The following is a 23,518-nucleotide window of genomic DNA, read 5'->3' on the forward strand; positions in this document are numbered from 1 at the left end:
TATGGCTGAAGCAAAGAAAATGCGATTAAATAAGGTATTACGCGAATTCAATATTTCGTTAGATCGTGCTGTAGAGTTTTTAACAGCACAGGGATATGATATTGATGCGCGTCCTACTACTAAGATTTCAGACGAGGTTTACCGAGTGCTGTTTGATAAATTTCAAACAGATAAAAGTAAGAAGGTGGCTTCAAAAGAAGTTAGTGAAGAGCGCAAGAAAGAGAAAGAAGAACTTCGTTTAGCTCGAGAAAAAGAGCAAAAAGAGAAGCTTGTTAAGTTGGAAGAAGAGCGTAAGAAAGAAGAGCTTAGGAAGAAAGAAGAAGAAGAGAGGATTGTAAAAGCTAAGAATAAATTAGAAGGTCCTAAGCAAGTTGGTAAAATAGATCTTGATAAAGGTAGAAAGCCTAAGTCAGTTTCTAAAAAAGAAGATTCTTCAGAAAATAAATCAGTTGATAAAGCTAAAGATCTTCAAAAGCCTAAAACTTCTAAAGATACACCTCAAAAAACAGATGTTAAAACTGAAAAAGTAGATGCCGATAAAGCTGCTACAGAGCCAGTGAAAGAAGATCGTTTAGAGACAAAGTATCAGAAATTAAATGGTCCTAACTTTACGGGTGAAAAAATTGATCTTAGTAAGTTTAAAAAACCTGCTAAGAAAAAAGAAGAAAAGAAAGATGATAAGTCTTCTGCTGCTAACAAGAAAAAACGCCGTAGAAGAATAAGTAAAGATGGTAATGCTTCTCCTGCTACTAGAAGACCAGGAGGTACTGGAGGTGCTTTTAATAAAGGTGGCAATAATAAGCGTCGTAGGCCAGCAGCTGCAGTTAAAAAAGAAGAGCCTACAGAAGAAGAAGTACAAAAGCAGGTAAGAGAAACTTTAGAGAAGCTTCAAGGGAAGTCTTCTAAAGGTAAAGGTGCTAAGTATAGAAGAGATAAAAGAGATCAGCATCGTCAAAAATCTGAAGATCAACAAGCTCAGCAAGAAGAGCAAAGCAAAACATTAAAAGCAACAGAGTTTGTTACGGTTAGTGAAGTTGCCACAATGATGGATGTGCCTGTAACTAAGGTAATATCAGCTTGTATGTCTTTAGGGATGATGGTAACAATGAACCAACGTTTAGATGCAGAGACATTAAGTATAGTTGCAGAAGAGTTTGGTTTTGAAGTAGATTTTGTAAATGCAGATATAGAAGAGTCTATAGAAGTAGAGCAAGATGCTCCAGAAGATTTAGTAAGTCGTGCTCCTATTGTTACGGTAATGGGTCACGTAGATCACGGTAAAACTTCTCTGTTAGATTATATACGTAAAGAAAATGTAATTGCAGGTGAAAGTGGTGGTATTACACAGCATATTGGTGCTTATGGGGTTCAGCTTGATAACGGAGAGAAAATAGCATTTTTAGATACTCCTGGTCACGAGGCCTTTACGGCGATGAGAGCTCGTGGTGCTCAAATTACAGATATTGCAGTAATTGTTATTGCAGCAGATGATGATGTGATGCCGCAAACAAAAGAGGCTATTTCTCACGCTCAAGCAGCTGGAGTGCCTATTATCTTTGCAATAAACAAGGTTGATTTACCAACGGCAAATCCAGAAAAGATAAAAGAAAAATTAGCAGCAATGAACTTGCTAGTGGAAGATTGGGGAGGTAAAGTACAGTCTCAAGATATTTCTGCAAAACAAGGTTTAGGTGTTAAAGAATTATTAGAAAAAGTATTATTAGAGGCTGAGATTTTAGAATTAAAAGCTAACCCTAATAAACTTGCAAGCGGTGCGGTTGTAGAAGCTTTCTTAGATAAAGGTAGAGGTTATGTTTCTACTATCTTAGTTCAGGCAGGTACACTAAAAATTGGAGATTATGTATTGGCTGGTACCACTAGTGGTAAAATTAAGGCAATGCAAGATGAAAGAGGTAACAATGTAAAAGAGGCTGGACCTTCAACACCAGTTTCTATTTTAGGTCTAGATGGTGCTCCTCAAGCAGGTGATAAGTTTATTGTAATGGAAGATGAGCGTGAAGCTAAAGATATAGCTTCTAAGCGTACACAGCTACAACGTGAGCAAAGTGTAAGAACGCAACGTCATATTACTTTAGATGAGATAGGAAGACGTATTGCGCTTGGTGACTTTAAAGAGTTAAATATTATCTTGAAAGGAGATGTAGATGGTTCTGTAGAAGCATTAACAGATAGCTTCCAGAAACTCTCAACAGAAGAAATTCAGGTTAATATTATTCATAAAGGGGTTGGGGCAATCACAGAGAGTGATGTGTTATTAGCTTCTGCTTCAGATGCAATTATTATAGGGTTTAATGTTAGACCTGCAGGTAATGCTAATCAAGTAGCAGATAAAGAAGAAATAGATATTAGAACTTATTCTATTATTTATGATGCTATTAATGATCTTAAAGATGCGATGGAAGGTATGCTTTCTCCAGAAATGAAAGAGGAGGTTACTGGTACAGCTGAAATTAGAGAGACGTTTAAAATCTCTAAGATTGGAACCATTGCTGGGTGTATGGTTACTACAGGTAAAATTTACAGAAGTAGTAGTATACGTTTAATTCGTGAAAGTGTAGTTATTTACACAGGAACATTAGCTTCATTAAAACGATTTAAAGATGATGTGAAAGAAGTTTCAAAAGGATATGATTGTGGTATCCAGGTGAAAAATTACAACGATATTAAAGAAGGTGATGTAATTGAAGCTTTCCAACAAGTAGAGGTTAAGAAAAAACTGAAATAGGTTTTTTTCAATTATAAATAAAAAAGCGACTTGAAATTTTCAAGTCGCTTTTTTTATGCTTCAGTGTTTTGTAATTATGGTTTAAAAATAATGGCGCTTTTAAAGTCTTTTTTTAGCTCTATAAAAGCTCTCTCTGCTTCCAATTTATTTCTAAAGTCTCCAATCCAAACTTTATAGTTTGGTGTCTCAAACACAATATCAGAGGGCCATTCTTTGTATTTTTCTTTAAATTCATTTTTTATTTTGTTGGCTTCCTTTAAATCTGTACCGTAAAATAATTGAATCTTATATCTTTCATTTATTTCATTATTTTCAATCATTTTTGCTTTCAATACAATTAACTCATTTAATAACGGGTCAGCATCTATAGAAGATTGTGCATTAGTGTTAATTGTACTTACTAAAAATAGGCAAGTTGCTGCCAGTAAGATGGGTACATGTTTAGAATTCATTTTCATAAATGTGCGTTTTAGGCAAAAATAGAACTAATTTTTTATATCAATTCAATATTCTTTATTTAGAAATGGTATAAATTAGCGATTAACAATACTCTAACATTTCTAAAATCATCTTTAAGTATTACTTTTGTCAAGGAAATTTACGGTCTAGTTGTGCTTTTTTGGGCTAACTAATTCATAATAAAAACCGTACCAAACTAAGATGTTAATTCAGTTGTAATATGGAAAAGGTGAATACCCGCCATTCAATTTCAAGAGTGCTACTTCTTTTATTAGTAGTTTTATTTTCTTTCTCTCAAAATTTATTCGCTCAGGAAGAGGCTGCTGCAGATGAATCTTCTCAAGGTTCAGTTGAGGCTGCTGCAAGTTCTGGTGGAGATGCGGCTAAGGGAAAAGAGTTGTTTAATTCTCTTTGTGCTTCTTGTCATAAGAGGTATAAGCGTTCTACTGGTCCTGCTTTAAATGGTGTGACGAGTAGACATGAAACAGATTGGCTTTATCGTTGGATAAAGAATAGTCAAGAATTAATTGCTGCTGGTGATGCTGAAGCGGTTGCTATTTATGAAGAGTTTAATCAGACAGCGATGACTCCGTTTCCTCAGTTGTCAAATGAAGATATAGATAATATACTTGCTTATGTAGAGCAGCCAAAGCCGGAGCCTACTACTCAACCTCAGATTCCTGGTGGTTCTGGTGGTGATTCTTCTGGAAGCGGTGTTTCTACAGATATAATTTTAGGTGTTTTAGCGTTTGTTTTACTTTTGTTGGTTGCTGTTCTGTTTTTAGTAAACAAAACATTAACTCGTTTTGCTGCTGCTAGTGGTGTTGAGTTGTCGGTTGCTGAAACTAGAAAACCAATTTGGAAAGCATTTGTTGAAAATCAATTTTTGGTATTAGTGACTTCTGTTTTCTTGTTGTTAACAGGTGGTTATTTTGCTTATGGTTATTTAATGCAGGTTGGGGTAGATCAAGGTTATCAGCCAGTTCAGCCAATTCATTATTCTCATAGAATTCACGCTGGTGATAATGAAATAGAGTGTAAGTATTGTCACTCATCTGCAAGAGTAAGTAAGACTTCTGGTATTCCTTCTTTAAATGTTTGTATGAATTGTCATAAATCTATTAGTGAGGTTGCAGATGCTTCTAATCCTAATACTTCTGTGACAGAAGAATATACTAAAGAGTTTTATGATGGGGAGATAGCTAAGTTGTATGAAGCAACTGGTTGGGACCCTGCAACACAATCTTATACTGGAGAATCTAAGCCTGTGAAGTGGGTTAGAATTCATAATCTTCCAGATTTCGCTTACTTTAATCACTCTCAGCACGTAACGGTTGCTGGTGTTGCTTGTCAAGAGTGTCATGGTCCTGTAGAAGAGATGGAGATAATGTATCAGTATTCTCCTTTAACTATGGGTTGGTGTATAAACTGTCATAGGGAAACTAATGTGAAAATGGAGGGTAATGAGTATTACGAGAAGATTCACGAAGAGTTGTCGAAAAAATATGGTGTAGAAACATTAACTGCTGCTCAAATGGGAGCGACAGAATGTGGGAAATGTCATTACTAATAAATTTAATAAGAAGCTAATTCTATATAATAATATGTCATCAAACAAGAAATACTGGAAAAGTGTTGAGGAGCTAAATGAAAATAGCCCTATTGTTGAGACGCTTAAACAGAATGAATTTGTAGAAGAAATTCCTACGGATGAGTTTTTGGGTGATAAGGAGTCTTTGGAGAGTTCTTCTACTTCTAGAAGAGACTTTTTAAAGTTCGTTGGGTTTAGTACTGCTGCTGCGTCGTTAGCGGCGTGTGAAGGTCCGGTGACTAAATCTATTCCTTATGTTGTTCAGCCAGAAAGAATCGTTCCTGGTGTAGCTAATTATTATGCTACTACAATTGCAGATGGTTTTGATTTCTCAAGTGTTTTGGTTAAAACAAGAGAAGGAAGACCAATTAAGATAGAAAGTAATAAACTTGCTTCTGCAACCTCTTCAGCTAATGCTAGAGTTCATGCTTCTGTTTTGTCTCTTTATGATAATCAGAGGTTGAAACGCCCAATGGTAAAAGGTCAGCCTGTATCTTGGGAAGAGTTTGATAGAGGAGTAAGTGCAAAATTAAATAATTTAGGAGGTAAGCAAATTGTTTTGTTAACGCAAACTTTTGCTAGTCCTGCTACGTCTAAGTTAATAGCTGAGTTTTCTTCAAAATATGCAAATGTAAAACATGTGGTTTATGATTCTGTGTCAGAAAACGCTGTTTTAGATGCTTTTGAAGCTAAGTTTGGTTACCGTGCAATGCCTAATTATGATTTTTCTAAGGCAGAAACAATAGTTTCTGTTGGTGCAGACTTTTTAGGTGATTGGCAAGGTGGTGGATATGAAGCTGGTTATGCTAAGGGTAGAGTTCCTAAAGAAGGGAAGATGTCTAGGCATATTCAGTTTGAATCAAATATGTCTTTAGCTGGTGCTAATGCAGATAAAAGAGTAGCTGTTTCTCCTTCAAAACAAAAAGCTGTGTTAGCGGCTCTTTATGGTTATGTTGTTGGTGGAGGTTCTAGTGATCTTTCTGCAGAGTTAGATGATGCTGTTGTGAAGGCTAAAGAGCAATTAAGAAAATCTGGTAGTAATGCTGTTGTGGTTTGTGGTTTACAAGATGTAGATGCGCAATTAATAACAATGGCAATAAACGAGGCTTTAGGTAGTAAGGTGATGGATGTTGAAAATCCAAAAATGAATCGTCAAGGTAATAACAAGGAGGTTCTTTCTGTTGTTGCTGAAATGAATTCAGGTAATGTTGGTGCTATCATCTTAGCAGGTGTAAACCCAGCTTACTCTTTACCTAATTCTTCTGATTTTAAAGATGGTTTAAAAAAGGTTGATTTGTCTCTTACTTTCAGTATGAAAGAAGATGAAACCGCAGAATTGTGTGAATACGTTGCTGCTGCGCCTCATTACTTAGAATCTTGGGGAGATGTGCAAATCACAAAGAAGAATGTTAGTTTAATGCAGCCTACTATAAAGCCTTTGTTTGATACAAGACAGTTTCAAGATGCTTTATTGAAATGGGTTGGGAATGATACTTCTTATTATGAATATATCAGACAAACTTGGTCTGGTAACTTAAGTGGTAAATCTTGGAATGACGCTTTACACGATGGTGTTTTTGAGTCATCTATGCTTGTTGAGTCTAGTGATTTTGTTGCTAATGAGGTAAATCTTTCTGCCTCACTTTCTAGATTAAAGCAATCTTCTAGTAATGGTATGGAGTTGGTTTTATATACTAAAACTGCTTTAGGTAATGGAGAGCAAGCAAATAACCCTTGGTTGCAAGAATTACCTGATCCAATAACTAGAGTTTCTTGGGATAACTATATAACTGTAGCTAAAGCAGATGCAGATCGTTTAGAGTTGTGGAATGAAAATGTTGCTAATGGAGCTTTAGATGGTTGTTATGTTAATGTAAAAGTTGGTGATAAGGTTCTTAAGAATGTTCCTGTTCTTATTCAGCCAGGTCAAGCAAAAGGATCTGTAGGTTTATCTCTTGGTTACGGTAAACGTGCTGCAATTCAAGAAGAGATGCAGACAGGTGTAAATGCTTATCCTTTATATCAAAACTTTAATAACGTTCAAAATGTAACTATTGAAAAAGCAGGTGGTAGACATGAATTTGCTTGTGTTCAGTTACATAATACGTTAATGGGTCGTGGAGATGTAGTTAAAGAAACTACTTTAGAGATATTTAATACAAAAGACAAGAGTGTTTGGAATCATCTTGCTCAAGTTTCACTTAATCACGAAGAGGTTGCTGTAACTTCTCCAGAAGTAGATTTGTGGGATGAGTTTGATAGAACTATTGGTCATCATTTTAATCTTTCTATAGATTTAAATGCTTGTACTGGTTGTGGTGCTTGTGTGATAGCTTGTCATAGTGAAAATAATGTGCCTGTTGTTGGTAAGTCTGAAGTTAGACGTAGCCGTGATATGCACTGGTTAAGAATTGATCGTTATTACTCTTCAGAAGATACTTTTGAAGAAGATAATGAGAAGAAAGATAACTTTAGTGGTTTATTTGGAGATAATGGTTCTCTAGGTGGTTTTGGAGAATTAGAAGAAGCTGCTCAAGAGAAAGTTCAGGTTGTTTTCCAACCGGTAATGTGTCAACACTGTAATCACGCTCCTTGTGAAACTGTTTGTCCTGTTGCGGCAACATCTCACGGACGTCAAGGTCAAAACCATATGGCTTACAACCGTTGTGTAGGTACAAGATATTGTGCTAACAACTGTCCTTATAAAGTTCGTCGTTTTAACTGGTTCTTGTATAATAAAAATGACGAGTTTGATTACCATATGAATAATGATTTAGGGCGTATGGTTTTAAATCCTGATGTTGTTGTTCGTTCTCGTGGTGTGATGGAAAAATGTTCTATGTGTATTCAAATGACACAAAAAACTATTCTTGATGCTAAGCGTGATGGTAGAGAAATTAAAGATGGTGAGTTCCAAACTGCATGTTCTGCAGCTTGTGATTCTGGAGCAATGGTATTTGGAGATATAAATGATAAAGAGAGCGAAGTTTATGATCTTAAGCAAAGTGATAGAATGTATCACCTGTTAGAGCATATTGGAACTAAGCCAAATGTTTTTTATCATACAAAAGTTAGAAACACTACAGAAGTATAAAAGTTAATTAAAGAATCAATTATAAATCATTATGTCTCATTACGAAGCACCTATAAGAAAGCCTTTAGTTACCGGAGATAAGTCTTATCATGATGTAACTATAGATGTTGCAGCCCCGGTAGAAGGTAAGGCAAATAAAACTTGGTGGATTGTATTTTCAATATCACTAGTTGCTTTCCTATGGGGAATAGGTTGTATTATTTATACGGTATCTACAGGTATTGGTACTTGGGGTCTTAATAAAACCGTAGGTTGGGCCTGGGATATCACCAATTTTGTTTGGTGGGTAGGTATTGGTCACGCGGGAACGTTAATTTCTGCAGTACTATTATTATTTCGCCAAAAATGGAGAATGGCTATTAACAGGTCTGCAGAGGCGATGACTATTTTCTCTGTAGTTCAAGCAGGATTGTTTCCTGTAATACACATGGGAAGACCTTGGTTAGGGTATTGGGTTTTACCTATTCCAAACCAGTTTGGTTCTCTATGGGTAAACTTTAATTCTCCTCTTCTTTGGGATGTATTTGCAATTTCTACTTATTTATCTGTATCATTAGTTTTCTGGTGGACAGGTTTACTTCCAGATTTTGCAATGATTCGTGATCGTGCTGTAAAGCCTTTCCAAAAGAAAATATATTCTTTACTTTCATTTGGTTGGAGTGGTAGAGCTAAAGATTGGCAACGTTTTGAAGAGGTTTCTCTTGTATTAGCAGGTTTAGCAACTCCTCTTGTATTGTCAGTACATACTATTGTATCTTTTGATTTTGCAACGTCTGTTATTCCGGGTTGGCATACTACAATATTCCCTCCTTATTTCGTTGCGGGGGCTATTTTCTCTGGGTTTGCAATGGTAAATACCTTGTTAATTATAATGAGAAAAGTTTCAAATCTTGAAAACTATATTACTACACAACATATTGAATTAATGAATATTGTAATTATGATTACAGGTTCTATTGTTGGTGTAGCTTATATAACAGAGCTAGTTATTGCTTGGTATTCTGGAGTTGAGTTTGAGCAATATGCTTTCTTAAACAGAGCAACTGGTCCTTATTGGTGGGCATACTGGTCAATGATGACTTGTAACGTTATCTCTCCGCAGTTTATGTGGTTCCCTAAATTAAGAAGAAGTATTATGTTCTCTTTCTTTATATCTATAGTGGTAAACATTGGTATGTGGTTTGAGCGTTTTGTAATTATTGTAACCTCGTTACATAGAGATTACTTGCCGTCTTCTTGGACTATGTTCTCTCCAACATTTGTAGATATAGGTATATTTGTAGGTACTATTGGTTTCTTCTTTGTTCTTTTCTTATTGTATGCAAGAACTTTCCCAGTAATTGCACAAGCAGAAGTAAAAACAATCTTGAAATCATCTGGAGAAAAATATAAAAAGCTAAGAGCTGAACATGGAGATCATGTGAACTTGTATGATCCTGTAGTGGGAGATCCAATTATTAGCATTCAAGATTCTGGTTCAAGTGCTGCTGAAACTGATAACAATAACTAATCTGCTAAAGTAGCTGATTTTAAAAATAAATAATCAATAAGATGTCTTCAAAAGTATTACACGCTATATATACAGATGACGATTTGCTTATGCAAGCCGTTAAGCAAACAAAAGAGGCTCGTTATCATATTGAAGAGGTTTATACACCTTTCCCAGTTCACGGTCTAGATAAGGCTATGGGGCTTGCTCCAACAAGATTAGCTATTACTGCATTTATTTACGGTATTATTGGTCTTTCGGTTGCTGCATCCATGATGAATTTTATTATGATAGAAGACTGGCCTCAAAATATTGGTGGTAAACCTAGTTTTAGTTTTATAGAAAACTTACCAGCGTTTGTACCTATTATGTTTGAATTAACAGTATTTTTTGCAGCCCATTTAATGGTAATTACTTTTTACTTAAGAAGTAGATTATGGCCGTTTAAAGAAGCAGAAAATCCAGATGTAAGAACTACAGATGACCATTTTTTAATGGAAGTAGATGTAGCAAATCATAAAGTAGAAGAAATGTCTAAGTTCTTAAGTAATACTGGAGCTATAGAGATAAAATTAATACACAAATAAACTTTTATGAAGCGTTTATTTAACATAGGACTGTTGTTAGTTTCTGCGTCATTAGCGGTAGGTTGTTTTACTAAAGATGATCGTAATTATCAGTATTTTCCTAATATGTATGAATCTGTAGGTTACGAAGCTTACGGAAGTTATGAAACTTTTGAGAACACTCAAGAAGCTCAATTACCTGTAGAAGGAACTATCCCTAGAGGATGGAAACCTTATGGTTTTGAAAATTCTAATGATGGTTATCAAAATGCTAAAGCAAATTTATCCAACCCTCTTCCTTATACAGAAGATAACGTTAATAAAGGAAAAGAGTTATATACAATCTATTGTGCAATTTGTCACGGAGATAAAGGTGATGGTAAAGGTACTTTAGCTCAAAGAGAAAAGATTTTAGGTATACCTGCATATAATGATGCTGGTCGTGCAATAACAGAAGGTAGTGTTTATCACGTAATGTTTTACGGTATAAATACAATGGGTTCTTATGCATCGCAAACTAGTGAAGAAGAACGTTGGCAAATTAATCACTATGTGATGGATTTAAAAGCGAAACTTAACGGGCAGCCTCAAAGAGATTTTGTAAGTGAAAATGAAATTGCTGAAGTTGAATTAGAGACAATAGATAATCATTCTCAGCATGAAGATGAAGCTTCAGTTAATGAAGAACATGAGTCTTTACATACCGAGAGTGAAGAGCAATCACACGAAGTAAATTAATAGTAAGAATTTAACTGCATAGATAAATTAGTATGTACACGCTATCTAGTAAATTGAAATTAACAGCAATAATCTTTATTGTAGTTGGTGCCATAGGAATGATTTACGGTTTCTTATCTGCACCTTCATCAATAGAAGAAGTAGAACAAATCATTGCTGAACAAGGAGCTCACCATGGTGAAAGTCATGGCGAAACTGCTCAAATGGAAGAACATCAACCAGCTGGTCATCACTCTCAACCTCAAGAAATGCACGGTGCAGATGCTGATCACTCAAGTGTAGCAGAGGGACACGAGTCTTCTCACGCAGAGCATTTACTTCATCAATTACAAAATAAACCTTGGGCAGCAACTTATGTAGCGGCTTTCTTTTTCTTTATGATTGCTTTAGGAGCTCTTGCTTTTTATGCTGTACAATATGCAGCTCAAGCAGGTTGGTCTCCAGTTTTATATAGAGTTATAGAAGCAGTAACAGCATATTTACTACCTGGTAGTTTAATTATGTTATTGTTATTAGCTTTATCAGGTATGCATTTTAACCATTTATTTGTTTGGATGGATCCTGAAGTTGTTAAGCACGATGAATTAATTCAAGGTAAAAGTGCTTTTTTAAATGTTCCTTTCTTTTTAATTAGAGCTGTTATATATATAGCAGGATGGAATATTTTTAGATACTTATTAAGAAAAAATTCTTTAAGACACGATGAAGCTGATCACAATAGATGGTTTAAGCAAAGCTTTAAGTTATCTGCAGGTTTCTTAGTATTCTTTATTGTAACAGAATCTATGATGTCTTGGGATTGGATTATGAGTGTAGACCCTCACTGGTATAGTACTTTATTTGGTTGGTACGTTTTTGCAAGCCTTTTTGTATCTGCAATTACTGTAATCGCTTTAATTACTATTTACTTAAAGAGTAGAGGGTATTTAGAATATGTAAATAATAGTCATATTCACGATTTAGCTAAGTTTATGTTTGGTATCAGTATTTTCTGGACATACCTTTGGTTTTCACAATTTATGTTGATTTGGTATTCAAATATTCCTGAAGAAGTAACTTACTTTATTACTAGAATAGAAGATTATAATTTACCATTTTTCGGTATGATAGTTTTAAATTTCTTATTCCCATTATTAGTTCTAATGAATAGTGATTATAAACGTGTTAATTGGTTTGTAGTTATGGCTGGAGTGGTAATATTAATTGGACACTATATTGATATTTACAATATGATTATGCCAGCAACGGTAGGTAAATCTTGGTTTATTGGCATACCAGAAATTAGTGCTATATTTTTCTTTGGTGGTTTATTTGTTTTTGTTGTATTTAATGCGCTTACAAAAGCTCCATTATTAGCAAAAAGAAACCCTTACATAGAAGAAAGTAAGCATTACCATTATTAATAATAATTTGTATTAAAGAAAGATATTATCACAATGACTGTATTTTTAATCATAGTAGTTATAGCACTGTTGGGACTTACTTTTTGGCAAATGTCCAAAATACTTAAGTTATCAAATTCAACAGATCATGATTCAAATCAAGTAGCTAACAATACGGATAATAAGAATCAAGGATATTTAATGATTGCTTTTGTTTCTTTCCTTTATCTTTTAATGGCTTATAGTTTCTGGAATTGGAGTGACCTTTATTTACCAGAAGCAGCATCAGAACACGGGAAAGATTACGATAGATTAATGTTTATTTCTATTGGTCTTATCATGTTTGTTCAGGTAATCACTCAATTTTTACTTTTCTTCTTTGCGTATAAGTACAAAGGTGCTAAAGGTAGAAGAGCTTTATTTTATGCAGATAACGATAAACTAGAATTTATTTGGACAATTATTCCAGTAATTGTTTTAGCTGGTCTAATTATTTACGGTTTATTTACTTGGTCTGATATCATGAATATTGAAGATGATGAAGATGCTTTAGTGGTTGAAATTTATGCTTATCAATTTGGTTGGAAAGCTCGTTATTCTGGAGAAGATAATACATTAGGTAAAGCTAACGTTCGTTTTATTGAAGGTACTAATGTTGTTGGTGTAGATGAAAGTGATAGCTATGCTAAAGATGATAAAATTACGACAGAATTACATTTACCTGTAAATCGTCCTGTTTTATTCAAGTTTAGATCTCAAGATGTTTTGCACTCAGCTTATTTTCCATTCTTTAGAGCTCAAATGAATGTTGTACCAGGTATGATTACACAGTTTAGCTTTACGCCTACAATTACTTCCGAAGAAATGAAAAATTCGGAGTATATGGTAGATAAAGTAAAAGAATTAAATCAAATAAGAAAAGAAAAAAGTAAAGAGTTAGTAGCTAACGGAGATGTAGCTTTAGATCCTTATGAGTTTGAATATTATCTTTTATGTAACAAAATCTGCGGTATTTCTCACTTCAATATGCAAATGAAAATTGTAGTTGAGGAAGAAGAAGATTTTAATTCTTGGATAGCAGAACAAGAAGCATTTGGAGAATCTCTTAAGAAAGAAGAGGAACAGAAAGTAACAAGCAATAACTAAAAGCAATACAGAGTAGATATGTCAGTATCAGCAAACGCAGCAATAGCTCACGATCATCACGATGATCATGGACATCATAAAGAAACTTTTATTACCAAATACATTTTTAGTCAAGATCATAAAATGATTGGTAAGCAGTTCTTAATTACTGGTTTAGTAATGGGAGCGATAGGTATTTTTATGTCTATTTTATTTAGAATTCAATTAGCTTGGCCAGAAGAAGCATCTTGGGTATTTGAAATGTTTTTAGGTGATAAATATTCTACAGATGGTGTAATGAATCCTGATGCTTATTTAGCATTAGTTACTATTCACGGTACCATTATGGTATTCTTTGTACTTACAGCAGGTTTAAGTGGTACATTTAGTAACTTACTTATTCCACTTCAGATTGGAGCACGTGATATGGCTTCTGGTTTTATGAATATGCTTTCTTACTGGATATTCTTATTATCAAGTATTATCATGTTAAGTTCTTTATTTGTAGAGTCTGGACCAGCATCTGCAGGATGGACAATTTATCCTCCTTTAAGTGCTTTGCCAGAAGCAATTCCAGGTTCAGGTACAGGTATGACTCTTTGGTTAGTATCTTTAGCTTTATTTATTGCACAAAGTTTAATGGGGTCTCTTAACTACATTGTTACTGTAATTAATATGAGAACAGAAGGTATGTCTATGACAAGACTTCCTTTAAGTATTTGGGCTTTATTTGTAACTGCAATTATTGGTGTAGTTTCTTTCCCAGTTTTACTTTCTGCAGCTTTAATGTTAATTATGGATAGAAGTTTTGGTACTTCTTTCTTCTTAAGTGATATTTATATTAAAGGTGAAGTTTTAGCTCACCAAGGTGGTTCTCCAGTTTTATTTGAACATTTATTTTGGTTCTTAGGTCACCCAGAGGTATATATTGTATTATTACCTGCATTAGGTATTACTTCAGAGGTTATCGCAACAAATTCACGTAAACCAATTTTTGGATACCGTGCCATGGTTGCATCTATATTAGCAATTGCATTCTTATCAACTATTGTTTGGGGTCACCACATGTTTGTATCAGGTATGAATCCTTTCTTAGGGTCTGTATTTACTTTTACAACTTTATTAATTGCAATACCTTCAGCAGTAAAATCTTTCAACTACATAACCACATTATGGAAAGGTAACTTACAAATGAATCCAGGTATGTTATTTTCTATAGGTTTAGTATCAACATTTATTACTGGTGGTTTAACTGGTATTATTCTTGGAGATAGTACTTTAGATATTAACGTTCACGATACTTATTTTGTAATTGCTCACTTCCACTTAGTAATGGGTATCTCTGCATTATATGGTTTATTTGCAGGTGTTTACCACTGGTTTCCAAAGATGTTTGGTAGAATGATGAACAAAAATTTAGGTTATGTACATTTCTGGGTTACTGCAGTTGGTGCTTACGGGGTATTTTTCCCAATGCACTTTATAGGTATGGCAGGTTTACCAAGACGTTACTATACTAATACTAACTTTCCTTATTTTGATGATTTAGCTAACGTTAATGTAATTATTACTGTATTTGCTATCATTACAGCATTGGTTCAATTAGTGTTTATCTACAACTTTATTCACTCTATTTTCTTTGGTAAGAAAGCTTCTAAGAATCCTTGGAATTCTAACACGCTAGAGTGGACAACTCCAGTAGAACATATTCACGGTAACTGGCCTGGTGAAATTCCAAAAGTTTATCGTTGGCCTTATGATTATAGTAAATTAAATAAAGAAGAATCTGATTACGTAATAGCGGGTCAAGATTTTATACCACAAGATGTGCCTCTTCAAGATAATGAAGAAGAATTAAGTCACTAGGTATTTAAAATATAATATATCAACAGCCTTTCTATATTTAGAAAGGCTGTTTTGTTTTATTCAATTTCCAATTGTGTCAACGTAATAAGCATTTTGGTATATGTTTTTGATTCTTATTTTTTCAATTTTGTAAAATGAAAAATATATCCAAACTAAGTATCGTAACTATATTGTTAGTCAGTAGTCTTACAATTATGGTAGGCTCTGTTATAGCTCCTGCTCTTCCTAGCATTGTAGCTAATCTAAATTTTAAATATACACCAGGTTTATTGGTTACATTACCATCTTTAGGGGTAGTTATTTTCTCGCCTATAGTAGGAAGGTTAATTAATAAAATTGGAGCGTTTAAGCTTCTGTGTTGGGGGTTAATTCCATATGCGTTATTAGGCTTTATAGGTTTTTATTTAAATAATAACTATTTACTAATTGCAGATAGATTACTCTTAGGTGCCGCTTGTGTAGCAATACAAGTTGCTGTTACTACTTTTATAGCCCAATTATTTGAAGGGAAAGATAGAATGAAGATGATTGCTTGGCAAGGTATGGCAATAGAGCTAGGTGGAGTTATCTTTTTATCTATTGGTGGTTTTTTAGGCGAATTAAATTGGACTTTTCCTTTTTACATTTATTTAATAGCTATTCCGTTTCTTTTTATGGTAATAAGTAGTTTGCCTAAATCTGAAGTTGCTAATATTAATGAGTCTTCTAATCAAGATAACTCAGTTGCTGATAAATCAAGAAAGAAAATAATGACTCCTGTTTTTGTTGGTTCTTTTTTCTCAATGGCTATCTTTTTTGTGGCTTATGTAACTCTTCCAAGCTATTTGCCTACACAATTTTCTTTTACAGAGTCATCTACAGGTTATTTTATGTCTGCAATTTCTCTAGTTGCTGTTTTAACTGCAAGCCAAATGCCTAATATCACTCAAAAGCTTGGTGCAAATACTACTGTTTGTTTAGGTTTTGTGTTTTTTGGACTAGGTTATTTACTATTTGGTACAGCTTCACAAGTTTCTATAATGTTAGTTGGGGTTGTTTTAACAGGAGTTGGTTTCGGTTTAACAGTACCGTTATTAAACCATATGGTTGTAGAATATAGTAGTACCATTACTAGAGGGAAAAATCTAGGAACTTTCTCTATGATGGTTTTTGCTGGGCAATTTTGTGCAACTTTTGTAGAGTATTTGCCAGGTAGTTCTTCCTATATATTTATCTGTACAGCTTTTATTAGTGTACTAATTGCAATCTTTCTCTTTATTTTTTTTAAACGAAATAATTAAATTGTATTTTTCTGCTACTATAGAAAAATATAAAAGTGGAAAATTGGAAAAATAAAATTTCACTAGTAACAAGTGATGATTTTGCAGCAAAAGAACAAATGAAAAATACATTTCGTTTGTTTTTTTGTTTTGAAGCACCTACTGCTAAAGTTCTATTTATTCCTTTAAATGAAAAATTTAAGTCAACTTCAAAAATTTATACAAAAGCATTGCTACTTTCTTTTCAGAGAGAGTTAATAGAAGAAGATGATGTTGAGTTTGCACTAGATGTATTAAATCTATTTAACCTGTCGTATAATAACGAATTGACGTTAACTGTAACTCAACAAAAAGAATTAAAGCATATATTAGATTTTTTTGTAATTGAATATTCTAAAGAACATGGTTCTTATTTAATTATAAAATCAGTGTTAAAAATTATAATGCTCTCATTAATTAGAATAAAAGAGAAAGAGTTTTTACCTAAAGATATAAATCAAAATAGGGTTTATCAATTTCTTAATTTAATGGAGCAGAATTTTCAACATGAAACAGATACTAATTTTTATGCAAAAAAAATTAAAATTAGTGATAAGCGTTTAAATCAAATATTAAAAGAAAAACTTAGGTTTACAGCTAAACAATTAATTGTTCAGCGTCAACTTACAGAAATTAAAAGAGAATTGTTAAAGAAAGATAAAACGGTAAAACAAATTGCTTTTACATATAATTTTAATTCCGTTAGTGCTTTTTCAAGGTTTTTTAAACGTTATGAAGGGATTAGTCCTATTCAATTTACCTCAAAAGATTAAAAGTTGTTGATTATTTCTGAAAAGTGTTTTAGAGAATACTAATTGAATAGTAGCTTTCCTATATTTGTTTTATGAATGAAAACCTAGACGCAACAGGAGAGAGTTTTACTCCAGAAGAATTTGATATAGAAAAAGCTTTACGTCCGCTATCTTTTAACGATTTTGCGGGGCAAGACCAAGTACTTGAAAATTTACAGGTTTTTGTTCAGGCAGCAAATCAAAGAGGAGAAGCTTTAGACCATACATTATTTCATGGTCCTCCAGGCTTAGGGAAAACTACTTTAGCTCATATTTTAGCAAATGAGCTAAATGCAGGTATCAAAATTACCTCTGGGCCAGTGTTAGATAAACCAGGAGATTTAGCAGGCTTGCTAACCAATCTAGAAGAACGAGATGTACTATTTATAGATGAAATCCATCGATTATCACCCGTGATAGAAGAGTATTTATACTCTGCAATGGAAGATTTTAAAATAGATATTATGATTGAGTCTGGACCTAATGCACGTTCAGTTCAAATTCATTTAAACCCTTTTACATTAGTAGGTGCCACTACAAGATCAGGTTTACTTACAGCACCTATGAGAGCTAGATTTGGTATTTCTAGTAGGTTGCAATATTATACTACAGAATTACTCTCAGACATTATACAAAGAAGTGCAGCTATATTAAATGTCCCTATTTCTATTGATGCAGCTATAGAAATTGCAGGCAGAAGTAGAGGTACTCCAAGAATTGCTAATGCACTTTTAAGAAGAGTAAGAGATTTTGCTCAAATTAAAGGTAATGGTAAAATAGATATTGAAATTTCTAAATACAGCTTAAAAGCATTAAATGTAGATGCAAACGGTTTAGATGAAATGGATAATAAAATATTAACCACCATTATAGAAAAATTTAAAGGTGGCCCTGTAGGTATTACTACCCTGTCTACAGCAGTTAGTGAAAGTGCAGAAACCATAGAAGAGGTGTACGAGCCATTTTTAATTCAGCAAGGTTTTATTATACGTACTCCTAGAGGTAGAGAGGTAACAGAAGCGGCTTATAGACATTTAGGCAAAACCAAGCATAATACACAAGGCGGACTCTTTTAAAATTTTTAAAATGCAGACACATAAAAATATACCTGAAGTTTCATTCTTTAGATTTATTAGGCATGCTGCTAATATTTTAAAAAATCCGTTACCTTTTCATGAATATAACTTCCAGAAGTTAGGAGATGTCTTTAGGTTAAAAATAGGTTTAGGTAATTCGGTTGTGTTTTCTAGAAATCCTAAACTAGCACAATATATTCTTCAGAAGAATCAAAAAAATTACCATAAATCTCCCATACAAACTAAAGATCTTTCTAAATACGTGGGGCACGGTTTACTGACTGTAAATGGAGAAAAGTGGATAAAACAAAGAAAGCTAATACAACCAGCATTTCATAAAAAACAATTAGCACAACTTGTAGATAATATACAAGAAGCTATATTGGTAGAATTGCAAAAAATAACCACAGATAAGCCAATAGATATTTTTCCTATTTTAAATAATTTGGCCTTTCAAACAGTAGTGAAATCTCTTTTTAGTAGTGCCGTTGGAGAAAAAGAAATTAATAGACTGCAATACATTACAGAGGCAGCTCAAAAAATGTTAGTAAGTGAGTTAAGACAACCTTTTAAAGGTTGGTGGTTTAAATGGAGCGGACAAATACAAAAGCATATAGACTTAACCAATGAAGCTCGAGAAATTTTAAAGCAAATTGTAAATAAAAGAAAAGCTTCTGGTGTTAAAGAAGATGATTTGCTAGATATGCTACTAGATGCAAGGTATGAAGATGGCTCTACAATGACAGAGCAGCAGTTAATAGATGAAATATTAATACTTTTTACAGCAGGTCATGAAACTACTGCTAACGCGCTAACTTTTACCTGTGAGTTGTTAGCTAGAAATCCTGAAATTCAAGAAAAATTACATGAAGAGGTAGTTAAGGCAAAAAAAGAATCTTCCACAATAATGGAGTTTTTAAAAATTAGTACTTATGCTAATCAAGTAATAGATGAATCTATGAGACTTTACCCTCCTGTTTATTTTATAGATAGAATAAGTTTAGAAGAAGATAATTTTGAAGATTTTACTGTCTCTAAAGCATCTAGCATTTTACTTTCTATATACGAAATTCATAGGCATAAAGATTATTGGAGTAATCCTGAGCAGTTTATACCAGAACGTTTTGAAAAAATAGAAACCAAAAAATCTATAGCCTACTATCCTTTTGGGGCAGGTCCAAGAAAGTGTATTGGTAATAATTTTGCTATGTATGAAATGATAATGGCTATTTCAGAAATTACAAGTAAATTTAAAATAGAAGCTAAGCAAGGTGCCATAGAGATTACTCCGTTAATTACACTCAAACCTAAAAATGCTATTTTAAAATTTACAAAAAGATAAATGCTGCTTACTAATTCAGAAAAATACACTAAGCTTATTAAAGACGAAGCGTTAAGGCTTGGCTTTATGTCTTGTGGCATAAGTAAAGCAGGATTTTTAGAAGATGAAGCACCGCGTTTAGAAAAATGGCTAAATGAAAATAGAAACGGAGAAATGCAATGGATGGAGAATCATTTTGATAAACGTTTAAATCCTACCCTTTTAGTAGATGACGCCAAAAGTATAGTTTCTGTTTTATTAAATTATTATCCGCACGAAATTCAGCAAGAAGATAGCTATCATTTAAGTAAATACGCTTATGGTCAAGATTACCATTTTGTAATAAAAGACAAGCTAAAACACTTGCTCCAATTTATAAAAAAAGAAATAGGGGAAGTGTCAGGAAGAGCATTTGTAGATTCTGCTCCTGTGTTAGACAAAGCTTGGGCAGCTAAAAGTGGTTTAGGCTGGATAGGGAAAAACAGTAATTTATTATCTAAAAAAACAGGTTCCTTTTTTTTTATTGCAGAATTAATTATCGATTTGGAGTTAGAATATGATACTCCAGTTACAGATCACTGCGGAAGCTGTACCGCTTGTATAGATGCTTGCCCTACAGATGCAATTTACGAGCCTTATAAAGTAGACGGTAGCAAGTGTATTTCTTATTATACAATAGAACTAAAAGATAGTATTCCAGCTTCAGAAAGAGGGAAATTTAACGATTGGATGTTTGGTTGTGATATTTGCCAAGATGTTTGCCCTTGGAACAGGTTTTCTAAACCACATACCGAACCATTATTTAATCCGCATCCAGATTTGTTACAAATGACAAAAGAAGATTGGAAAGAGATTACCAAAGAGACTTTTCAAGAAATATTTAAAAAAACAGCCGTAAAAAGAACCAAGTATGATGGCTTAAAGCGAAATATTAATTTTTTAGAAAGTTAATTTTTCTATTCTAAATGGATGTTTACCTTTGCTTATTCTCAAACTAGAAACAAGATGAGTAACGAACGTAAAAGAAGGGAAGCTTTAGTTTATCACGCTAAACCAAAGCCAGGTAAAATAGAAGTTGTTCCAACAAAAAAATATTCAACGCAAAGAGATTTGGCGTTGGCATACTCACCGGGAGTTGCAGAGCCTTGCCTAGAAATAGCAAAAGACAAAGAAAACGCTTATAAATATACAGCCAAAGGTAATTTGGTAGCTGTAATCTCTAACGGTACTGCTGTTTTAGGATTAGGAGATATTGGTCCAGAAGCATCAAAACCAGTGATGGAAGGTAAAGGTTTGTTATTTAAAATTTTTGCAGATATAGATGTTTTTGATATTGAAGTAGATACAAAAAACATTGACGATTTTATTAATACCGTTAAAAATATAGCTCCCACTTTTGGAGGTATAAATTTAGAAGATATTAAAGCACCCGAAGCTTTTGAAATTGAAAGAAGGTTAAAAGCAGAGCTAGATATACCGGTAATGCATGACGATCAGCACGGGACAGCAATTATTTCTTCCGCAGCATTATTAAATGCGTTAGAAATTGCAGATAAAAAAATAAATGAAGTAAAAGTAGTAATCTCTGGAGCAGGCTCTGCAGCAATTGCGTGTGCAAAGCTGTATGTTTCTCTAGGAGTAGCAAAAAATAATATAGTGATGTTTGATGTAAACGGAGTTTTACATCACGATCGTAAAGATTTGTCTGATATTCAGATGGATTTTGCCATAGATACAAAATATGCTTCTTTAGGGGAAGCTATTAATGGAGCAGATGTGTTTTTAGGTCTTTCTGTAGGTAATGTGTTAAAACCAGAGATGCTAAAAACAATGAATAATAATCCTATTGTTTTTGCAATGGCTAATCCAGAGCCAGAAATAGAATACGATTTAGCAGTAAAAACACGAGAAGACATTATTATGGCAACGGGTAGAAGTGATCACCCAAATCAAGTAAATAATGTTTTAGGTTTTCCATTTATATTTAGAGGGGCTTTAGATGTAAGAGCTACTAAAATTAACGAAGCTATGAAAATGGCAGCGGTTAAAGCTTTAGCTAATCTTGCCAAAGAAAGCGTACCAGAACAAGTAAACATAGCTTACGGAGAGACAAAATTAAATTTTGGAAGAGACTATATCATTCCAAAACCCTTCGACCCTAGACTGCTTACCGTAGTTCCGCCAGCAGTAGCAAAAGCAGCAATGGATAGTGGTGTGGCTAAAGAGCCAATACAAGACTGGCAACGTTATGAAGATGAGCTTTATGAGAGAATGGGAAGTGATAATAAAATTACAAGATTGTTACTTAACCGTGCTAAAATTAACCCTAAAAAGGTAGTTTTTGCAGAAGCAGATCATCTAGATGTTTTAAAAGCAGCACAAATTGTTAACGATGAAGGAATTGCTATCCCTATTTTATTAGGAAGAAAAGATGTGATTTTAGAGTTAATGAACGAGATAGAGTTTGATGGAGAAGGAGTAGAAATTATAGATCCAAAATCTGACGATCAAAAAGAAAATACAGAGAAATACGGAAACTGTTTTTGGGAAGCTAGAAAAAGAAATGGAATTACTCAATTAGATGCACATAAACTTATGCGTCAGCGTAATTATTTTGCAGCTATGATGGTAAAGCAAGGGGATGCAGATGCTTTATTAACAGGTTATTCTAGAGCTTATCCTGGTGTTGTAAGACCTATGCTTGAGATTATAGGTATGGCAAAAGGAGTTTCTAGAATAGCGGCTACCAATTTAATGAGTACCTCTAGAGGTCCGTTATTTATTAGTGATACTTCTATAAATATAGATCCAGATGCTAAAGATTTAGCCAGAATTACACAAATGACAGCACATACCGCAAAAATGTTTGGTATAGACCCTGTAATTGCAATGATTTCATATGCAAACTTTGGTTCTTCTAAAGATCCGCATGCTACTAAAGTGAAAGACGCAGTATCTTATTTACATCAGTATTGTCCAGAAATTAATGTAGACGGAGAGTTACAAGTAGATTTTGCATTAAATAAAGAAATGCTTCAAAGTAAATTCCCATTTTCAAAATTAGCAGGTAGAAAAGTAAATACATTAGTTTTTCCTAATCTAGACTCTGCCAACTCTACTTACAAATTAATTAAAGAGCTAAATAATACAGATTCTATAGGGCCAATAATGATGGGGTTAAATAAACCAGCTCATATTTTGCAGTTAGGAGCAAGCGTTGCAGAAATGGTAAATATGGCTGCTGTATCTGTAGTAGATGCGCAAGAAAAAGAAAAGAAAAAAACATTGCCTGTGATGATTTAGGTAATAATGTTGTTAAACTATAGTCGCTAATTTTAGTATTTTAATAATTTCGCTACATTTGGGGGATTTTTAACTTTTACTTAACTAAATGATTTCACACCTAAAGGGTAAACTAGTAGAGAAAAACCCAACGGATATTACAGTAGAATGCAATGGAGTTGGGTATTTTTTAAATATTTCACTAAACACCTATTCACAACTTCCTGCAGAAGAAAATATTTTTATTTACGTCTACCTACAAGTTAGAGAAGATGCACATACTCTGTTTGGGTTCATGCAAAAGTCAGAAAGAGAAATTTTTAAAAAACTAATTTCTGTTTCTGGTATTGGTGCTAGTACTGCAAGAACAATGCTTTCATCTTTAACACCTCTTCAAGTAGTAGAGGCAATTACGCAAGAAGAAGTGGCAATTATACAGAGTGTAAAGGGTATTGGAGCAAAAACTGCTCAACGAGTTATTATAGATCTTAAAGATAAGTTAAGTGAATTTTCTGAAGATGTTAATGAAATTGTAAAGTCTTCACGCAATACACACAAAGAAGAAGCGTTATCTGCATTAGAAACTTTAGGTTATACTAGAAAGCAATCTGAAAAAGTAGTAAGCAGAATTATTAAAAATGACGCCGAAGCTTCAGTTGAGACAATTATAAAGTTTGCCTTAAAAAACCTTTAA

Annotated in this window: 17 protein-coding genes; 16 read left to right on the forward strand and 1 reads right to left on the reverse strand. The window is 33.5% G+C overall.

The features are described from left to right. Window position 1 precedes the first annotated feature (1 nt). Complete coding sequence (gene infB / locus BUC03_RS09180; protein WP_073150742.1) at window positions 2-2,746, forward strand: translation initiation factor IF-2; 2,745 nt, start codon at window positions 2-4, stop codon at window positions 2,744-2,746. A gap of 74 nt (window positions 2,747-2,820) precedes the next feature. On the opposite strand, the gene BUC03_RS09185 is transcribed toward infB, so the two are convergent. Continuing rightward, window positions 2,821-3,198 carry an SPOR domain-containing protein gene (locus tag BUC03_RS09185; RefSeq protein ID WP_073151032.1) on the reverse strand — a complete coding sequence of 126 codons (378 nt, stop codon included), beginning with the start codon at window positions 3,196-3,198 and terminating at the stop codon, window positions 2,821-2,823. 227 nt (window positions 3,199-3,425) lie between these two features. Here BUC03_RS09185 and BUC03_RS09190 point away from each other — a divergent pair, with 227 nt between their 5' ends. The 15 genes from BUC03_RS09190 (at window position 3,426) to ruvA (ending at window position 23,518) form a co-directional block, all read left to right on the forward strand. After that, entirely contained in the window at window positions 3,426-4,775 is a 1,350-nt protein-coding gene (locus BUC03_RS09190; protein WP_073150752.1) for a c-type cytochrome, read from the forward strand. Between the two features lie 34 nt (window positions 4,776-4,809). After that, the gene (locus BUC03_RS09195; RefSeq protein WP_073150755.1) at window positions 4,810-7,890 is read left to right on the forward strand and encodes a TAT-variant-translocated molybdopterin oxidoreductase; all 3,081 of its coding nucleotides are present in this window, start codon (window positions 4,810-4,812) and stop codon (window positions 7,888-7,890) included. A 31-nt stretch (window positions 7,891-7,921) separates the two neighbouring features. Further along, complete coding sequence (gene nrfD, locus BUC03_RS09200; RefSeq protein ID WP_073150757.1) at window positions 7,922-9,400, forward strand: NrfD/PsrC family molybdoenzyme membrane anchor subunit; 1,479 nt, start codon at window positions 7,922-7,924, stop codon at window positions 9,398-9,400. A gap of 41 nt (window positions 9,401-9,441) precedes the next feature. Next, window positions 9,442-9,966: a DUF3341 domain-containing protein gene (locus tag BUC03_RS09205; protein WP_073150760.1), complete on the forward strand. Its 525-nt coding sequence runs from the start codon at window positions 9,442-9,444 to the stop codon at window positions 9,964-9,966. A gap of 6 nt (window positions 9,967-9,972) precedes the next feature. Then, window positions 9,973-10,683, forward strand: coding sequence for a c-type cytochrome (locus BUC03_RS09210; RefSeq protein WP_073150763.1), 711 nt, complete (start codon window positions 9,973-9,975; stop codon window positions 10,681-10,683). Between the two features lie 32 nt (window positions 10,684-10,715). Beyond that, entirely contained in the window at window positions 10,716-12,086 is a 1,371-nt protein-coding gene (locus BUC03_RS09215; protein WP_073150766.1) for a quinol:cytochrome C oxidoreductase, read from the forward strand. A gap of 33 nt (window positions 12,087-12,119) precedes the next feature. Next, a complete protein-coding gene (locus BUC03_RS09220) occupies window positions 12,120-13,211 on the forward strand; it encodes a cytochrome c oxidase subunit II (RefSeq protein WP_073150769.1) in 1,092 nt (363 codons plus the stop codon). Window positions 13,212-13,229: 18 nt separating this feature from the next. After that, the gene (locus BUC03_RS09225; RefSeq protein ID WP_073150772.1) at window positions 13,230-15,056 is read left to right on the forward strand and encodes a cytochrome c oxidase subunit I; all 1,827 of its coding nucleotides are present in this window, start codon (window positions 13,230-13,232) and stop codon (window positions 15,054-15,056) included. Between the two features lie 134 nt (window positions 15,057-15,190). After that, window positions 15,191-16,336 carry an MFS transporter gene (locus BUC03_RS09230; RefSeq protein ID WP_073150775.1) on the forward strand — a complete coding sequence of 382 codons (1,146 nt, stop codon included), beginning with the start codon at window positions 15,191-15,193 and terminating at the stop codon, window positions 16,334-16,336. A gap of 35 nt (window positions 16,337-16,371) precedes the next feature. Next, on the forward strand, window positions 16,372-17,127 hold the full coding sequence (locus BUC03_RS09235; RefSeq protein WP_084112874.1) for a helix-turn-helix domain-containing protein: 756 nt from the start codon (window positions 16,372-16,374) through the stop codon (window positions 17,125-17,127). A gap of 71 nt (window positions 17,128-17,198) precedes the next feature. Further along, entirely contained in the window at window positions 17,199-18,221 is a 1,023-nt protein-coding gene (gene ruvB / locus BUC03_RS09240; protein ID WP_073150781.1) for a Holliday junction branch migration DNA helicase RuvB, read from the forward strand. Between the two features lie 10 nt (window positions 18,222-18,231). Further along, window positions 18,232-19,563, forward strand: a complete 1,332-nt coding sequence (locus BUC03_RS09245; RefSeq protein WP_073150784.1) for a cytochrome P450 — start codon at window positions 18,232-18,234, stop codon at window positions 19,561-19,563. Next, window positions 19,564-20,493 (forward strand): tRNA epoxyqueuosine(34) reductase QueG, encoded by a 930-nt coding sequence (gene queG, locus BUC03_RS09250; protein ID WP_073150787.1) that lies wholly within the window; start codon window positions 19,564-19,566, stop codon window positions 20,491-20,493. Between the two features lie 54 nt (window positions 20,494-20,547). Next, entirely contained in the window at window positions 20,548-22,845 is a 2,298-nt protein-coding gene (locus BUC03_RS09255) for an NADP-dependent malic enzyme (protein WP_073151035.1), read from the forward strand. 88 nt (window positions 22,846-22,933) lie between these two features. Beyond that, on the forward strand, window positions 22,934-23,518 hold the full coding sequence (gene ruvA / locus BUC03_RS09260; RefSeq protein ID WP_073150790.1) for a Holliday junction branch migration protein RuvA: 585 nt from the start codon (window positions 22,934-22,936) through the stop codon (window positions 23,516-23,518).

It is taken from the genome of Mesonia phycicola (assembly GCF_900141885.1).
GTDB lineage: Bacteria > Bacteroidota > Bacteroidia > Flavobacteriales > Flavobacteriaceae > Mesonia > Mesonia phycicola.

Excerpts from the sequence above, each read along its gene's own strand:
- infB (WP_073150742.1), top strand. The coding sequence starts at position 2 with ATGGCTGAAGCAAAGAAAATGCGATTAAATAAGGTATTACGCGAATTC.
- BUC03_RS09185 (WP_073151032.1), bottom strand. The coding sequence starts at position 3,198 with ATGAATTCTAAACATGTACCCATCTTACTGGCAGCAACTTGCCTATTT.
- BUC03_RS09190 (WP_073150752.1), top strand. The coding sequence starts at position 3,426 with ATGGAAAAGGTGAATACCCGCCATTCAATTTCAAGAGTGCTACTTCTT.
- BUC03_RS09195 (WP_073150755.1), top strand. The coding sequence starts at position 4,810 with ATGTCATCAAACAAGAAATACTGGAAAAGTGTTGAGGAGCTAAATGAA.
- nrfD (WP_073150757.1), top strand. The coding sequence starts at position 7,922 with ATGTCTCATTACGAAGCACCTATAAGAAAGCCTTTAGTTACCGGAGAT.
- BUC03_RS09205 (WP_073150760.1), top strand. The coding sequence starts at position 9,442 with ATGTCTTCAAAAGTATTACACGCTATATATACAGATGACGATTTGCTT.
- BUC03_RS09210 (WP_073150763.1), top strand. The coding sequence starts at position 9,973 with ATGAAGCGTTTATTTAACATAGGACTGTTGTTAGTTTCTGCGTCATTA.
- BUC03_RS09215 (WP_073150766.1), top strand. The coding sequence starts at position 10,716 with ATGTACACGCTATCTAGTAAATTGAAATTAACAGCAATAATCTTTATT.
- BUC03_RS09220 (WP_073150769.1), top strand. The coding sequence starts at position 12,120 with ATGACTGTATTTTTAATCATAGTAGTTATAGCACTGTTGGGACTTACT.
- BUC03_RS09225 (WP_073150772.1), top strand. The coding sequence starts at position 13,230 with ATGTCAGTATCAGCAAACGCAGCAATAGCTCACGATCATCACGATGAT.
- BUC03_RS09230 (WP_073150775.1), top strand. The coding sequence starts at position 15,191 with ATGAAAAATATATCCAAACTAAGTATCGTAACTATATTGTTAGTCAGT.
- ruvB (WP_073150781.1), top strand. The coding sequence starts at position 17,199 with ATGAATGAAAACCTAGACGCAACAGGAGAGAGTTTTACTCCAGAAGAA.
- BUC03_RS09245 (WP_073150784.1), top strand. The coding sequence starts at position 18,232 with ATGCAGACACATAAAAATATACCTGAAGTTTCATTCTTTAGATTTATT.
- queG (WP_073150787.1), top strand. The coding sequence starts at position 19,564 with ATGCTGCTTACTAATTCAGAAAAATACACTAAGCTTATTAAAGACGAA.
- BUC03_RS09255 (WP_073151035.1), top strand. The coding sequence starts at position 20,548 with ATGAGTAACGAACGTAAAAGAAGGGAAGCTTTAGTTTATCACGCTAAA.
- ruvA (WP_073150790.1), top strand. The coding sequence starts at position 22,934 with ATGATTTCACACCTAAAGGGTAAACTAGTAGAGAAAAACCCAACGGAT.